13 protein-coding genes are annotated in these 14,997 nt (G+C 73.0%); 2 read left to right on the top strand and 11 right to left on the bottom strand.

The window, feature by feature from the left end:
- Positions 1-127: 127 nt before the first annotated feature.
- Positions 128-646 carry a 2-phosphosulfolactate phosphatase gene (locus J4H91_RS04885; protein ID WP_208045143.1) on the top strand — a complete coding sequence of 173 codons (519 nt, stop codon included), beginning with the start codon at positions 128-130 and terminating at the stop codon, positions 644-646.
- Positions 647-670: 24 nt separating this feature from the next.
- Here the strand turns inward: J4H91_RS04885 and J4H91_RS04880 are convergent, their stop codons facing one another.
- The 8 genes from J4H91_RS04880 to J4H91_RS04845 all read right to left on the bottom strand — a co-directional run bounded on the left by J4H91_RS04880 (position 671) and on the right by J4H91_RS04845 (position 10,366).
- Positions 671-1,240 carry a CoA-binding protein gene (locus tag J4H91_RS04880; protein WP_208045142.1) on the bottom strand — a complete coding sequence of 190 codons (570 nt, stop codon included), beginning with the start codon at positions 1,238-1,240 and terminating at the stop codon, positions 671-673.
- Positions 1,237-2,571 carry an O-acetylhomoserine aminocarboxypropyltransferase/cysteine synthase family protein gene (locus J4H91_RS04875; RefSeq protein ID WP_208045141.1) on the bottom strand — a complete coding sequence of 445 codons (1,335 nt, stop codon included), beginning with the start codon at positions 2,569-2,571 and terminating at the stop codon, positions 1,237-1,239. Before J4H91_RS04875 ends, J4H91_RS04880 begins: the two co-directional genes overlap by 4 nt.
- Positions 2,568-4,664, bottom strand: a complete 2,097-nt coding sequence (gene acs, locus J4H91_RS04870) for an acetate--CoA ligase (protein ID WP_208045140.1) — start codon at positions 4,662-4,664, stop codon at positions 2,568-2,570. Before acs ends, J4H91_RS04875 begins: the two co-directional genes overlap by 4 nt.
- Positions 4,661-5,470 carry an ABC transporter permease subunit gene (locus J4H91_RS04865; protein ID WP_208045139.1) on the bottom strand — a complete coding sequence of 270 codons (810 nt, stop codon included), beginning with the start codon at positions 5,468-5,470 and terminating at the stop codon, positions 4,661-4,663. The genes acs and J4H91_RS04865 overlap by 4 nt, the downstream gene beginning before the upstream one ends.
- Positions 5,467-6,492, bottom strand: coding sequence for an aliphatic sulfonate ABC transporter substrate-binding protein (locus tag J4H91_RS04860; RefSeq protein ID WP_208045138.1), 1,026 nt, complete (start codon positions 6,490-6,492; stop codon positions 5,467-5,469). The genes J4H91_RS04865 and J4H91_RS04860 overlap by 4 nt, the downstream gene beginning before the upstream one ends.
- Positions 6,489-7,430: an ABC transporter ATP-binding protein gene (locus J4H91_RS04855; RefSeq protein WP_243752642.1), complete on the bottom strand. Its 942-nt coding sequence runs from the start codon at positions 7,428-7,430 to the stop codon at positions 6,489-6,491. Before J4H91_RS04855 ends, J4H91_RS04860 begins: the two co-directional genes overlap by 4 nt.
- 195 nt (positions 7,431-7,625) lie before the next feature.
- Complete coding sequence (locus J4H91_RS04850; protein WP_208045136.1) at positions 7,626-8,438, bottom strand: hypothetical protein; 813 nt, start codon at positions 8,436-8,438, stop codon at positions 7,626-7,628.
- A 41-nt stretch (positions 8,439-8,479) separates the two neighbouring features.
- The gene (locus J4H91_RS04845; protein WP_208045135.1) at positions 8,480-10,366 is read right to left on the bottom strand and encodes a vWA domain-containing protein; all 1,887 of its coding nucleotides are present in this window, start codon (positions 10,364-10,366) and stop codon (positions 8,480-8,482) included.
- A 58-nt stretch (positions 10,367-10,424) separates the two neighbouring features.
- Here J4H91_RS04845 and J4H91_RS04840 point away from each other — a divergent pair, with 58 nt between their 5' ends.
- Positions 10,425-11,924 carry an AAA family ATPase gene (locus J4H91_RS04840; RefSeq protein ID WP_208045134.1) on the top strand — a complete coding sequence of 500 codons (1,500 nt, stop codon included), beginning with the start codon at positions 10,425-10,427 and terminating at the stop codon, positions 11,922-11,924.
- 33 nt (positions 11,925-11,957) lie between these two features.
- Here the strand turns inward: J4H91_RS04840 and aroB are convergent, their stop codons facing one another.
- Genes aroB through aroC form a run of 3 tightly spaced genes read right to left on the bottom strand, consistent with a single transcriptional unit; the run spans position 11,958 to position 14,997 of the window.
- Positions 11,958-13,040 carry a 3-dehydroquinate synthase gene (aroB, locus tag J4H91_RS04835; RefSeq protein WP_208045133.1) on the bottom strand — a complete coding sequence of 361 codons (1,083 nt, stop codon included), beginning with the start codon at positions 13,038-13,040 and terminating at the stop codon, positions 11,958-11,960.
- Positions 13,037-13,804 carry a shikimate kinase gene (locus tag J4H91_RS04830; protein ID WP_208045132.1) on the bottom strand — a complete coding sequence of 256 codons (768 nt, stop codon included), beginning with the start codon at positions 13,802-13,804 and terminating at the stop codon, positions 13,037-13,039. The genes aroB and J4H91_RS04830 overlap by 4 nt, the downstream gene beginning before the upstream one ends.
- A complete protein-coding gene (aroC, locus tag J4H91_RS04825; protein WP_208045131.1) occupies positions 13,801-14,997 on the bottom strand; it encodes a chorismate synthase in 1,197 nt (398 codons plus the stop codon). Before aroC ends, J4H91_RS04830 begins: the two co-directional genes overlap by 4 nt.

Here is a 14,997-nt window from a genome sequence, read left to right as displayed (position 1 = left end):
TTCGAGTCTACGCCCGTCCGGTGGGAGCAGCATCGGAGGCCGCTCGACTCGGCCGAATGCGACGGCGGGTGACGCCCGGCGACGCGGCGCGCTCCGCCCGCATGCCACCGAATCGTAAACTGGTGGGATGACTGACTCACGCGCGCAATCGACGTATCAGGTCCGCCTCGGCTGGGGCACGGAAGGGATCGAGCGCCTCGCGCAATCCGGCATCGTCGTCATCGTCGACGCGATCGGCGACTCCGCCGAACTCGCCGCGAGCGCGGCCTCGCTCCTCCACGCGCCGACGGTGTATCGCGGATCCCTGCGCAACGCGACGGCCACCGCGCGCGCGATCGTCGACGAGCAGCTCGCGCGCGGGGGTCGCACCGCGATCAACCTCGTGCTCGCCGGCGACGACGGTGCCTTCGCCGTCGAGGACTACCTCGCGGCCGGCGCGATCGGCGACGCGCTGTCCGCGCTCGGCCTCGATCACTCGGCCCCCGATGTCGCCGTGGCGACCGAAGGGTTCCGGGCGCTGAAGCGCGCGCTCAAGCACCTGCTCTCGGCGAGCGCGGCGGGCCTCGTGCTCGCGGCAGAGGGACGCCGTGACGAGGTCAGGGCCGCCGCCGAGCTCGACGCCGAGAGCGAGGCCGTGCGGGTCTGATCCCTCACGACGCCTGCTGTGCTGCTACCGGGCGACCACCTGGCGCTTCGATGAGATCACGCCGGTGTCGAAACCGGCGAGGTGCAGGCCGCCGTGGAAGCGGGCATGCTCGATCTTGATGCACCGGTCCATGACCACGTCGAGGCCGGCCTCCTCGGCGATCGCCGCGGCCTCCTCGTTCCACGAGCCGAGCTGCAGCCACAGCGCCTTCGCGCCGATCTCGACGGCCTCGCGGGCGACCCCGGGCAGATCCTCGTGCTTGCGGAACACGTCGACGATGTCGGGCACGACCGGCAGATCGGCGAGCGACGCATACACGGGCTGCCCGAGGATCTCGTCGGCGCGGGGGTTCACGAAGTAGACGTCGTAGGGCGAACTCGTCAACAGGTAGGTCGCCACGAAGTAGCTCGCGCGCGCCGGGTTGTTCGAGGCCCCCACGATCGCGATCGATTTCGCGCGGCGCAGAATGCCGAGCCGGGCGGCGGCGCTCGGCGCCTGCCAGGTGCGCTCGACGCGCTGCTGCTCGGGAGCCGGTGCTGGAAGCGCGCAGGCGGCTCCGGCCGCTGCGGCGTCTGCTCGGGTGCTGTCGTTCATCGCTGCTCTCCTGTCGCCGCTGCGAGTGCCTGATCCAGATCCCACACGATGTCCTCGGGATCCTCGAGGCCCACCGAGATCCGGATCAGATCGGCGGGCACGCCGCCCGCCTCGAGCTGCTCCGGGGTGAGCTGCTGGTGCGTCGTCGACGCGGGATGGATGACCAGCGTGCGCGCGTCCCCGATGTTCGCGAGGTGGCTCGCCAGCTGCAGCGAGTCGATGAGCTTCGCACCCGTCTCACGGGCAGCCTGCAGGCGCTCGGCATCGCTCCCGAACTCCGCCGACGGCCGCACGCCGAAGGCGAACACCGAACCGGGCCCGAGGGGGAGGTACTTCTGCGCGCGCTCCTGATGCGGGTGGCCGTCGAGGCCGGCCCAGGTCACGAACGAGACGCGGGGATCGCTCGCGAGCCACTCGGCCACGATGCGGGCGTTCGCCACGTGGGCGTCGATGCGCTGCGGCAGGGTCTCGACACCCTGCAGCAGGTTGAACGCCGACTGCGGGCTGAGCGCGGGGCCGATGTCGCGCAGCTGCTCGCTGCGGAGCTTCGTGAGGAATCCGTACTCGCCGAAGTTGTCCCACCAGCGGATGCCGCCGTACGAGTCGACGGGCTCCGTCATCGACGGGAACCTGCCGTTGCCCCAGTCGAAGGTGCCGGCCTCGACCACGACGCCGCCGAGGGTCGTGCCGTGCCCGCCCAGGAACTTGGTCACCGAGTGGATCACGATGTCGGCGCCGTGCTCGATGGGCCGCACCAGGTAGGGCGTCGCAAGAGTCGAGTCGACGACGAGCGGGATGCCCGCCTCGTGGGCGACCGCTGAGAGCCCCTCGAGGTCGGCGATCTCGCCGCCCGGGTTGCCGATCACCTCGACGTACAGCGCCTTCGTGTTGGCGCGGATGGCCTTGCGGAACTCCTCGGGGTCGGAGCTCGCGACGAAGGTGGTGTCGACGCCGAATCGGCGCAGCGTCACGTCGAGCTGGGTCACCGTGCCTCCGTAGAGCTGCGCGGCGGCGACGATATGATCGCCGCTCCCCGCGAGCGCGGCGAAGGTGATGAACTCGGCCGACATGCCGCTCGCGGTCGCGACCGCTCCGATGCCGCCCTCGAGCGAGGCGATGCGCTCCTCCAGCGCGGCGACCGTGGGGTTGCCGATGCGGGAGTAGATGTTGCCGTACTTCTGCAGCGCGAACAGGCTCGCCGCGTCCTGCGCGTCGTCGAACACGAACGACGTCGTCTGGTAGATCGGCACGGCCCGCGCCCCCGTGGCCGCGTCGGGCGTGCCGCCCGCGTGGAGGGCCCGGGTGCGGAACCCGAACTCGTGCTCGCTCATCTGTTCTCCTTCGCTGGAACGTGCTGTTTCGCCGGAACGCGCTGCGCGCTCGACTGCTCGTGATCGGCCCTCGGGCTCTGAGCCAGGCGCACGGCTTCGCGCACGCCTTCGACGGCCCAGGGGTTCTGCAGGCTGGTGGTATCGCCGAGTGTATCGCCCTGCCACAGCTGCGAGAGCAGCCGGCGCAGGATCTTGCCCGAGCGGGTCTTGGGGAGTTCGGGCACGCGCACCACGATGCGCGGCTTCGCTATCGGTCCGATGTCGCGCGCGACACGCGCGCGCAGCTCGTCCGGGTCGGCCTTCCCCGCCGAGCCGTCCACCACGAAGGCCGCGACGGCCTGCCCGGTGAGCGGATCGGAGACGCCGGTCACGCCCGCCTCCCCCACCGCCGGGTGGGCGACGAGCGACGACTCGATCTCGATGGTCGAGAGCCGATGCCCCGAGACGTTCACGACGTCGTCGAGGCGGCCGAGGATCCAGATGCAGCCGTCGGCGTCGATCGTCGCGCCGTCGCCGGCCACGTAGTAGCAGCCGTGTTCGCCGCACCCCGCGTAGGGTGCCCAGTACGAGTCGCGATACCGCTCGGGGTCGCCCCACACGGTGCGCGCCATGCCCGGCCACGGCCGCCGCGCGACGAGAGTGCCGGCGCGACCGGGCTCGACCGGCTCCCCGCGCTCGTCGACCACCGCCATGTCGATGCCGGGCAGCGCGACCGTCGCCGAACCCGGCTTCAGCGTCGTGACGCCGGGCAGCGGGGCCACCATGGCGGCACCGGTCTCCGACTGCCACCAGGTGTCGATCACGGGCGTCTCGTCGCGCCCGAAATTGCGGCGGAACCACACCCAGGCCTCGGGATTGATCGCTTCACCGACCGTGCCCAGCAGGCGGATCGACGAGAGATCGTGCCCGGCGGGCAGCGATTCGCCGAACCACGTCATGAAGGTGCGGATCAGCGTCGGCGCGGTGTAGTAGACGGTGACGCCGTAGCGCTCGATGATCTCGAGGTGCCGCTCGCGGTGCGGCGCATCGGGCGTGCCCTCGTAGATCACCTGGGTCAGCCCGTTCGAGAGCGGGCCGTAGATCTCGTAGGTGTGCGCCGTGACCCACGCGAGATCGGCCGTGCACCAGTGCACGTCGTCGGGCTTCGCGTCGAAGTGCGCCCAGTGCGCCCAGCTCGCGTGGGCGAGATAGCCGCCCGAGGTGTGCACGAGGCCCTTCGGCTTGCCCGTCGTGCCCGAGGTGTAGATGATGAACAGCGGATGCTCCGAGTCGAATGCCTCCGCCTCGTGCACCTCCGACTGCGAGCCGACGGCGTCGTGCCACCACACGTCGCGGCCCTCCGTCCACGGGACGGGTTGACCCGTGCGCCGCACGACGAGCACGTGCTCGAGAGCCGGCAGATCCCTCGCCGCATCGTCTGCGATCGACTTCACCTCGACCGGCGCGCCCCTGCGGTGCTGCCCGTCGCTCGTGACGAGCAGCTTGGCGCCCGTGTCCTGCAGCCTGAAGCGCACGGCCTCGGCAGAGAAACCGCCGAATACGAGCGAGTGCACCGCCCCGATCCGCGCGCACGCGAGCGCGATGACGACGGTCTCGACGAGCACGGGCAGGTAGACGACCACACGGTCGCCCGGCTCGATGCCGAGCGCGATCAGCCCGTTCGCCGCCTGCGAGACGCGGCGCTGCAGCTCGGCGTAGGTGACCGTCTCGCGGTCGCCCGGCTCGCCCTCGAAGAAGAGGGCCACCTTCTCGCCGCGTCCCGCCGCGACGTGGCGGTCGACGCAGTTGACGGCGACGTTGAGGCGGCCGCCGACGAACCACTCGGCGCGCGGCACCGACAGGCCGTCGGGGCCCGGAACGGGCGGCTGCCAGGTGTGGGCCGTGTGCCAGGGTCGCGCCCACTCGAGCCTCGACGCCGCAGCCTCCCAGAAGGCGAGCGGATCCGCGTTCGCGGTCTCGTAGATCGACGCGTCGACGTTCGCCTGAGCGGCGAACGCCTCGGCAGGCGGGAACGACCGGCTCTCGCCGAGGCGCGCCTCGGGCAGCGGCTCGGCCGCGATCCCTGTCCCGGTTCCGGTCTCGACCGCCGTCACATCCACCTCCTGAGCACCGCCTTCTCGAACAGAACGAGGATAGCGTTCGTGATCGTGCCGAGCAGCGCAAGCAGCACGATCGAGAGCAGGATCCTGTCCACGCGGCCGCTGGTCTGCGAATCGCTCAGCATCCAGCCGAGGCCCATCGACGCGCCGAGCAGCTCGGCGGCCACCAGGAAGAGCCAGGCCTGGGCGAGAGCGAGGCGCAGACCCGACACCACCGACGGCACGACGGCCGGCAGCTGCACGGTGCGGAAGAGCGACCAGCCGCGCAGACCGAAGGTGCGCCCCGCCTCGACGAGCTGCGGGTCGACGTGGCGCAGGGCGTCGGCCACCGTCGTGTAGACGGGGAAGAAGGCGCCGATCGCGATGAGGATGATCTTCGACTGCTCGCCCACCTGGAACCACAGGATCAGCAGCGGCACCCACGCGAGCGACGGCACTGCGCGCAGGGCGACGAGCATCGGCGCGAGCAGCACGCTGCCCACGCGAGACAACCCGACCACCGCCGCGAACGCGAGGGCGATGGCCGAGCCGAACAGGAAGCCGATGAAGACGCGCTGCACGGAGATGGCGATGTGCAGCCAGAGCTCGCCGCGCTCCACGAGCTCGATGCCGGCCTCGACGACCGACCAGGGCCCGGGCAGACGATACGGCGGCACCGCGCCGGTCGCCGTCACGAACTGCCACACGGCCACCACGAGAACCGGCACGACGAGACCGCCGGCGACCCGCACCCAGGTGCGCGACCACAGGGGCGTGCGCTGCTGCGCCGCCCCCGTGGTCGCGATCGTGCCAGCGGTCACTCGGTCGCCTTGATCGCGAACTCGTCGTGCACGATCGTGTCGATCGCCTCGTCGAGCGCCTCCTGCCCGCCGGAGACGTCGCCCGACTCGGCGATGATCGGCGAGATCTTCCGCAGCACCTCGATCTGCGCGTCGCCGGGAACGCCCGAGACGTCGAGGTTGGAGCGCTCGTCGATCACGGTCTTCGCGACCTCCGGGTCGATCGACGCAGCCTCGGCGAGCAGCTGCGCGGTCTCCTCCGGGTGCTCGATCGCCCAGGCGCGCGCCTCCTCGTAGGCGTCGACGACGACCTGCGCCACGTCGGCGTGATCGGTGATGAACTCCTCGGTGGCGTTGAGGAAGCCGTAGGTGTTGAAGTCGACGTTGCGGTAGACGAGCTCGTCTCCCGACTCCACCTCGGCCGCCGCCATGATCGGGTCGAGGCCGGCCCATGCGTCGACCGAGCCGCCGTCGAGCAGCGCGCGCCCGTCGGCGTGCTGCACGTTCTGCACCTCGACGTCGTCGAGGCCGAGGCCGGCCTCCTCGAGCGCCTGCAGCAGGAAGAAGTAGGGGTCGGTGCCCTTGGTCGCCGCGACCGACTTGCCCTTGAGCTGGGCGACGTCGGTGATGTCGCTGTCCGGGCCGACGACGATCGCCGACCACTCGGGCTGCGAGAAGATGTCGATCACCTTGATGGGCGAGCCGTTCGCGCGGGCGAACAGGGCGGCCGAGCCCGCGGTCGAGCCGACGTCGACGGAGCCCGAGCGCAGCAGCTCGTTGGCCTTGTTGCTGCCGGCGGACTGCTGCCACTCGACCTCGACGGACTCGCCGAGCGCCTCCTCGATGAGGCCCTGATCCTTGACCACGAGGCTGAGCGGGTTGTAGGTCGCCCAGTCGAGCGAGAGCGTGCTCGTCGACCACTCGCTGTTCTCGGCGGGCTCGTCGCCCCCGCTCCCCTCGCCCTGCACGCAGCCGGCGAGGAGGAGCGCCATCGCTCCGGCCAGCGCGGTGGCGGGGATGATCCGACGGGTGATGCTGCTCATGCGTTCTCCTTGTTCGTGAGCCTGTGGTGCACGCCCAGCCCGTCGAGCAGGCTGGTGCGCAGATCGGTGAAGGTTCGCGCGCCGCGGTCGCGGGGCCTGCTACCGGGTACGGGGACGAGGCGGGCGAGGGATCCGTCGCTGCGACGGGGGTCTGCGGCGACCTCCGGCGCGCGCACCGCCGTGCGTGCCGCGCCCAGCGCGTCGATGCCCGAGGACGAGCCCAGCGCGACGACGCGCGCCCGCGGCCTCGCCGGTTCGGCCTGCGCGGCGTGCAGGTTGCGGAGCAGCAGCACGCGGTCGGCGAGGTAGAGCGCCTCTTCGACGTCGTGGGTCACGAGCACGACGGTGGTGGGTTGCGCGCGGTGCACGTCGAGCAGGAGGTCGTGCATCTTCAGCCGTGTGAGCGCGTCGAGTGCGCCGAAGGGCTCGTCGAGCAGCAGCACGCGGGGGCTGCGGGCGAGGGCGCGGGCCAGGGAGGCCCGCTGCGCCATGCCGCCCGAGACCTCGCGCGGACGCTGCTCGGCCGCGTGGCCGAGCCCCACGAGTTCGAGCAGCTCGGCGACGCGCTCCCTCGCCTCCCCGCCGCGGGTGCCCCGGGGCAGTCCGAGCGCGACGTTCTGCGCGATCGTGCGCCACGGCAGCAGGCGCGGCTCCTGGAACGCGATCGCGGTCGAGTCGTCGTGCGCCCTGACGGGCACGTCGTCGAGCGTGATGGTTCCCGCGGTCGGCAGGTCGAGCCCGCCGATGAGCCGGAGCAGCGTGGACTTGCCGCAGCCGGACGGGCCGACGACGGCGATGATCTCCCCCGCGCGCACCTCGAGCGTCAGCTCGCGCAGCACGGTGCGGGGCCCGTCGGCCGTCGCGAAGGTGCGCTCGACATCGGCGATGCGCACGCGGCCGGCCTGCGCGGCACTGCGAGGGTCGTGGTGTTCGGCCATACCGAACAGCATGCACGAGCGGCCGTCGAGGGGTGAAACGGGGCTGTAACGCGGCGACGCATTCGGGGCGCGAGTGCGGGAGCGCGAGGACGTGCGGCCGTCAGGGAGCGAGAGCGCGGGACTTGCGGCCGGCGGGGCGTGCGGGCTGCCGGGCTCGCGGTCGACGGAGCTTGCGACCGGCGGAGCGCGGTCGGCTCAGCCGACGGGCGGGCGGGCGCCGAGGTGCGGCCCCTGGCTGCCGACCTCGCGGCAGCTGATCCGCACGACCCCGTCGCTCGCGTCGTAGACGTGACGGGCCGCGAGGCGTCCATCTGCGAGGGATCCCGACAACCAGGTGAAGCTCTCCGCGTCGACCGGCGGCTCCCCGCTCATCACGCGCATGAGCTGCAGCATCAGCATCTCGGGCAGGGTCGGGTGCGGCCCGTGGGAGAAGCCGAGCCCCAGCCGCGCGGGGCGATGCCCCGCGGGCACGAGCCTGAGGGTCCAGCGCACTCCGCCGGGCGCCTCGACGGCGGGGGGCGCTGCCTCGCCGGTCGGGGTCGCGTCGAGCGCGTCGAGCGCGTCGAACTCCCGCAGCGCCTCGGTGGCGAGCACGAGTCCGTCGACGTCGCCGTGCGCGAAGGCCCGCCGCCATCGCTCCGACCCCAGCCCGTGGGGAGCCGGCACGGGCAGCAGTTCGGGGTCGGCCGCCATCGCCGATGCGAGGCGCTCGAACGGAACCCCCGCGGCGGTGAATGCCTCGGGTTCGGGCAGGGGCGCGCCGAGCCGATCCGCCGCTGCGCGCGCCGCGGCGAACGCCGCCTCGAACCGCGCTGAGATCGCGGGATCGGCCACCTCGTCGAAGCCGATGCCCCCGAGCATCTCGGTCGCCGCCCCGTCGAGCCAGTCGTCGAACGACGCGGTGTCGTCGCCTCCGTGGCGCGCGAGCGCCCCGTCGAGCTCGGCCGCGAGGTCGGGGAAGAGCGCTCGTGCGAGGCGCACGCGCTCGAGCGGCGGTCCCTCGGTCATGGTCGGCTCCTCCCCCCATCGACGGTCGACGGCACCGCTCATCACGCTAGCCCATCCGCGACCAGGGCCTCCAGCCGATCCGGGATGTCGCGGGGGTCGTCGACCCGGTGCCCGTGGGGCGCATAGCGGAAGGCGATCTCGTCGTCGCCGATGCCGATGCCGTGCACCTCGACGCCCACGGAGCGCAGTCGCCTCAGCTCCCGCTCCGCGGAGGCCGGGTCGTTCGATCCCCCGTCTCCGACGAGGATCACGATGCGGCGGCGCTCGAGCCCGTCGGGGGCGGGCCGCGGGCGTTCGCCGCGCACCAACCCGAGCTCCGCCGCCGCGGCGCGCAGCGCGGCCCCATCGTCGGTCGAGCCCCTGGGCGAACGGGCCGCCGCGTGCACCGCGCGTCTCGTGGCGTCGTCGACTCCGCGCGACAGCGGTTTCAGCACCTCCGGTTCGGCGTCGAACACGACGACCGCGGTGCGCACGTCGAGTTCGAGCGACGCGCCGGTGCGGGCCTCGGCGTGGTCGATGTCGCGGTCGACCCCGGCGAGCGCCTCGGTCATCACGAGCACCGCGTCGGCCGCGGCTTCGGCGGCCGGGCCCTGCATCGAAGCCGAGCGGTCCACGAGCAGCACGTAGTCGGTGCTCCCGGCGCGCCTGGTGCGGCGCGGTCGTTCGACGCGGCTCAGGAACGCGGCGGGGCGAGGGATCCCCGACCGCGCCTCGGCCACGGCGCCCGCGAGGTGCTCGACGGCCAGCTCGTCCCCCTCCGGCAGCGGGCGGCGTCCGGGGGCCGGGCGGGGTGCGATGCGCTCGGCGATCACGCGCTGCCACAGATCGCGCATGCGCTCGATTGCGGGAGAGAGTTCGGCCACACGACTGCGGTAATCGGCGAGAGCGCCGCCCCCGCTCCCGCCGCCGATGCGGCCGGCCGCGGTCTCCCGGGGATCTGCCCGTCCCTCCGCGCGCGCCTCGGCCGCGAGGTCGAGCACCGCCTCGACGAGCGCACCGCCGCCCGGCAGCGGAGTGGCGAGCACCGTGCGGGCGAAGCCGGCCTGCTCCGCGGCGAAAAGGTCGGATCCCTCGGCCGCCTGTCGACCCTCGCCGCGCCTGGCGCTCTCGTCCGATCCCTCGGGCACGGATCCAGAGTCTCCGCCCGCCTCGGCGGCTTGTTGATCGCCCGCGCCCGCCCCACCGCCCGGCTCGCCGCCGAGCGACGGCGTGTCGACGGCCTCGGAGGGCGCCTCGGCCCCGTCCGGGTGCGTCTCGGCGATGCCCCGCTCCGCGAGATCGAGCGCGAGCAGCCGCAGATACGGGGGCCGCAGCAGCGCGACCGCCCGCTCCAGGCGGCGCACCGGCGTCCGCGAGGGATCGGGGGCGAGCACCCGGCGCAGCGGGTCGACCCCCGCCCCGGCGAGCGCGCGCAGATCGCTCCACTCGCGCCGCACCTCCGGCGCGAGCCCTGCGGGAGCGCCGCCGTCGATCCCCCGCGAGAGCAGCATCACGACCCACTGCAGGTGACGCGGCAGCGCGGAGGGATCGGGCGGCAGCTCGCGCGCGAGGGCCGCCGCGAGCGGGCGCCGCAGCCCCGGCATGGCCGCAAGCAGCTCCGCGGCGGCCTGCAGTCGAGCGATCGCCGCGAGCATCGGCGCCTCGGCGGGGCTCCGCCGCTCGAGCGTGCGTCGGCGCCGGGCCCTGGCCGGGGCGCGCAACTCCTCGCGCGGGCCCTCCCAGAGCTGCAGCGCGGCGAGCGCGAGCGCCTCCCACTCCCCGTGGCCGCGCTCGGCGTACCAGCCGAGCCCCACCCGCAGCTCTCCTCCGGCGAGTTGCCAGAGCGCCCCGTCGGTCACCACGACCGGCACCCCCAGCATGGCGCCGGCCGCGCGCAGTCCGGCCCGCAGGCCCTCGCCGGCGCCGGCGCCCGTCGTTCCGTCGGCCATGCGCCCAGCCTAGCGGCGGGCCCGGCGGCGCGGACCGACCCGGTGGTAGCGTGGCGGCATGCTCCCCTTCGACGCGAACCCCGTGCTCGCCGAGGCCCGCGAACTCGCCGACGAGCGGCGCACCGTGCGGCTCGCGCTGGCCGCGCACCGCGGGCGGCCGACCCGCCCCGGGCAGGCCGCCGACGCCGACGACGCATCGCCCCTCGTCGCCGAACTCTCAGACGAGCTCGACGCCGTCGAGTCGAGGCTCGACGCCCTGCTCGCCGACCCCGAGCACCGCGCCGAGATCGGCACGGCGCTCACCGAGCGCGCACGTACGCTCAGGATCGCCGTCTCGGCGCGCGCCGAGGAGCTGACGCGGCGCGCGCGCCTCGCAGCGGCCGCTCGCACCGTCGACGCCGCCGTCGCGGCCGCTCGGCCGCTCACCCGCGGCGAACGGCACCGCGTGGCCCGACTGCGGGCCGAGACGCGGTCAGAGGCACGGGCCCCGGAGGAGCGCGGCGCCGATCCCTCATCCCGGCACTGGAGCGACGGCATCCGCACCCCGGAACGACGCGACGGCGTGCTCGACGCGCTCGCCGCGATGCGGCTGCGGGAGGCGCGCGACCAGCTCCGCGACGGGCTGCTGCTCACGGAGCAGATGCGGGAGATCATCGCCGAGGCGCTTCCCGCGATCCTGCGCGGCGACCCCGTGCTGCTCGTCGGTGAGACCGGCGGCGCGAAGACCGCACTCGCCGAGCACCTCGCGCGGCGCGGGATCGGCCGCGAACCCGAGCTCGTCTCCGGCTACGGCGATATCACGAGCGCTCAGCTCATCGGCACGCACGAGCTGCGCTCCGAGGGAGGGGCGACGGTGAGCGCCTTCGTACCCGGCCCGCTGCTGCGCGCCATGACGGAGGGCAGGCCCGTCATCCTCGACGAGATCAACGCGATGCCGCCCGAGTTCCTGAAGCGGCTCAACCGCATCCTGCAGCTGCGCCCCGGCGACGAGATGGGAGTGCAGGAGGACGCGGGTCGGCGCGTGCGCATCGCACCGGGATTCGCGATCATCGCCACCGCCAACGAGCAGACCCCGCACCGCTACCGCGGGCTCGACCGGCTGAGCGCCGAACTCGTCAACCGCTTCGGAGCGAACGGCTACCGCGTGCGCTACCCCGACTCGGGGCTGGCCTACGAGCAGTTCCCCGTCGAGAACGGCCTGCTCGCCGCGGCCGCAGTCGTCGACTCGCGCGGCGCGCTGCCGTTTGGACTCACCGCAGACGAGCTCATCCGCGTCGCCCGCGCCGCCTTCATCAGCCAACAGGTGTTCGCCGGCGAGCACGGCGGAGGCTTCGGCGACTACGTCAGCACCGAGCGCGAGATCGACGGCAGGCCGGGCCTCGAGGAGGCGGTGCTCGCGCCCCGCACCCTCGTCGCGATCCTGCAGAAGGTCGCTGGCAGCGCGGGCGGGGTGACACTCGAGCGTGCGCTCGAGCGCTTCGTCGAGAGCGTGATGCACCGCGAGGATCGACGCGTCCTGGGGCTCATCCTCGAGGGGCAGGGCTTCAGGGTCGGCTGACGGGCGGCAGGGATCCCTCGCCCCGCATCGTTGCTACGAGGCGATCTCCTGATACGCGAACTGCAGCAGCGCATCGTCGGCACCGGCGAGCACGCGCGGCTTCGCGATGTCGTCGAGCACGATGAAGCGCAGCATGCCCGCGCGGGCCTTCTTGTCGCGCTGCATCGTGGCGAGCAGGCCGGGCCAGCGCCCCGCGGGGTAGCTGAGCGGCAGTGTGAGCGATGAGAGGATGCGGCGGTGGCGCTCCACGACCTCCTCGGAGAGGGATCCCGCCAGACGCCCGAGCTCCGCCGCGTACATCATGCCGATCGAGATCGCCACGCCGTGGCGCCACTGGTAGCGCTCGGCGTGCTCGATGGCGTGTCCCAGGGTGTGTCCGTAGTTCAGGATCTCGCGCAGCCCTCCCTCGCGGAAGTCTTCGGAGACGACCCGCGCCTTCACCCCGATCGCCAGCTCGATCAGCCGCTGGAACTCGGGGGTCGAGGGATCGGTCGCGCGATCCACGTCGGCCTCGAGGATATTGAGGATCTCGGGCTCTGCGATGAAGCCGCACTTCGCGACCTCGGCGAAGCCCGCCAGGATCTCGTTGCGCGGCAGCGTCGCCAGCAGGTCGAGGTCGCAGATGACGGCGGCCGGCGCGTAGAAGCAGCCGACCAGGTTCTTGCCCTCCGCCGTGTTGATGCCGGTCTTTCCCCCGACCGACGCGTCGACCATGCCGAGCACGGTCGTCGGCACCTGCACGAGCCGCACCCCGCGCAGCCAGGTCGCGGCCACGAAACCCGCGAGGTCGGTCACCGCTCCCCCGCCCAGGCCGATCACGGCGTCGGTGCGGGTGAAGTCGGCCTGGCCCATGATCTGCCAGCAGAAGGCGGCGACCTCAACGCGCTTGGCCGACTCGGCGTCGGGCACCTCGGCGAGCAGCACCTGGTGGTAGCGCTGCTGCAGCGACTCGCGCAGCTCGTCTGCGAGCTTGCCGACCGTCGCCGTGTGCACGATGAGCACCTTCGCGACGCGGTCGCCGAGCGCCTCCGGCAGCCGGTCCAGCACCCCGCGCCCCACCGTCACCCCGTAGGCGTTCTCGCCGGTGACCTCGATGACGGTCGCGTTGTCGCTCATCTCTGCTCCTTCGTCTCGCCCGCCTCGGGCAGGCGCTTCCGATAGCTTCGCGCCCACTGCGCGATGCGGCGCGCGAGCTGATCCTTGGTGGCACGGTCGGTGCGGTAGGTCACGTCTGCGACCGCCTCGTAGAGCGGACGGCGCTCCTCGAGGATGCGCCCCCACGCAGCCGGGTCGTTGCGCAGCAGCGGCCTGCGCGCCAGATTCGCCGTGCGCAGCACGGCCTCCTGCGTGGTCATCAGCAGCACGACGGGGTGGCCGGCGAGCAGCAGGCGCGTGCTCTCGGTGAGCACGGCACCGCCGCCGAGCGCCACGATCCGTGTGCCGGGCACGGCGAGCTCGGCCGCGATGACCTCGGCCTCGACCCTGCGGAACTCCTCCTCACCGTGCGCGGTGAAGTAGTCGGTGATCGGGCCGTGCTCGCGCACGATCACGGCATCGGTGTCGACGAAGGGCACGCCGAGTTCGCGGGCCACCCGCTTGCCGAGGCTCGTCTTGCCCGCTGCCATGGGGCCCACGAACACGATCGCCCGGTCGGGGAGGGATCCACGCCTGCGGCGGCGCCTGCGCCGCTTGCGGGGCGTGCGCGACGGCGCGTCCTGATCCCGACCGCGCGTGGCCCGGCCGGCGGCTCCGTCATCCGCCGAGACGGCGCCGGAGGCTCCGCGCGCCTTCCCCCCTGCCTGCACCGAAGGGGGCGGCGAGGGCTTGGGGCGCGGATCGGAGGACTCGGCCCCGGGATCCGCGCGCCGACGGTCGCTCACGACTCGATGACGGTCGCGAGCCGCTCGGGAATCGCCGCGAGATACGATTCGAGGTTGCGCTTCGTCTCCGCGACGCTGTCGCCGCCGAACTTCTCGGCGACGGCATCGGCCAGCACGAGCGCGACCATCGCCTCGGCGACCACACCGGCTGCGGGTACGGCCGTGACGTCGCTGCGCTGGTGATGCGCCTTCGACTCCTCGCCCGTCGCGACATCGACCGTGGGGAGGGCGCGCGGCACCGTGGCGATCGGCTTCATGCCGGCGCGCACCCGCATCACCTGTCCGGTGGTCATGCCGCCCTCGATGCCGCCCGCGCGATCGGTGTCGCGCGCGATGCGTCCGTCTTCGAGGTGCAGCTCGTCATGTGCGAGGGATCCACGGCGCCTCGTCGTCTCGAACCCATCGCCGACCTCGACGCCCTTGATCGCCTGGATGCCCATGAGCGCGCCGGCGAGACGGGAATCGAGACGGCGATCCCAGTGCACGTAGGAGCCGAGCCCCGGGGGCAGCCCGTAGGCGAGCACCTCGACGATGCCGCCGAGCGTGTCGCCCGACTTCTTGGTGTCGTCGACCTCCTCGACCATGCGCGCGCTCGTCTCGGCGTCGAAGCAGCGCAGCGGGTCGGCGTCGAGCGCGGCGACGTCGTCGGGCCCTGGCAGCGGGGAGCCCGCGGGCACCGCGACCTCGCCCATGGAGATCGTGTGGCTCACGAGGCGGATGCCGAGCTCGGCGAGGAACGCGCGCGCCACGGCGCCGAGGGCCACGCGCGCGGCGGTCTCACGGGCGCTCGCGCGCTCGAGCACGGGGCGGGCCTCGTCGAAGCCGTACTTCTGCATGCCGACGAGGTCGGCATGACCGGGGCGCGGCCGCGTCAGCGGCGCTCCGCGACCGCGCGACTTCTCGGAGAGCTCGGTCTTCTCGGCCGACATCACCTCGGTCCACTTCGGCCACTCGGTGTTGCCGATGCGGATGGCGACGGGGCCGCCGATCGAGACGCCCTGCACCACTCCGCCCGAGAGGTGCAGTTCGTCCTGCTCGAACTTCATGCGCGAGCCGCGACCGTAGCCGAGCTTGCGACGGGCGAGATCCTCGCGGATCCCTTCGAGAGAGACTGGCACCCCCGCGGGGAGCCCTTCGAGAACGGCAATGAGTTCGGGGCCGTGGGATTCTCCGGCCGTAAGCCAACGCAGCAT

The sequence above is a fragment of the Leucobacter ruminantium genome, assembly GCF_017565705.1.
Taxonomy (GTDB): Bacteria; Actinomycetota; Actinomycetes; order Actinomycetales; family Microbacteriaceae; genus Leucobacter; species Leucobacter ruminantium.
Note: the sequence above shows the minus strand (reverse complement) of the source record. Positions and strands in the feature narration are given on the sequence as shown.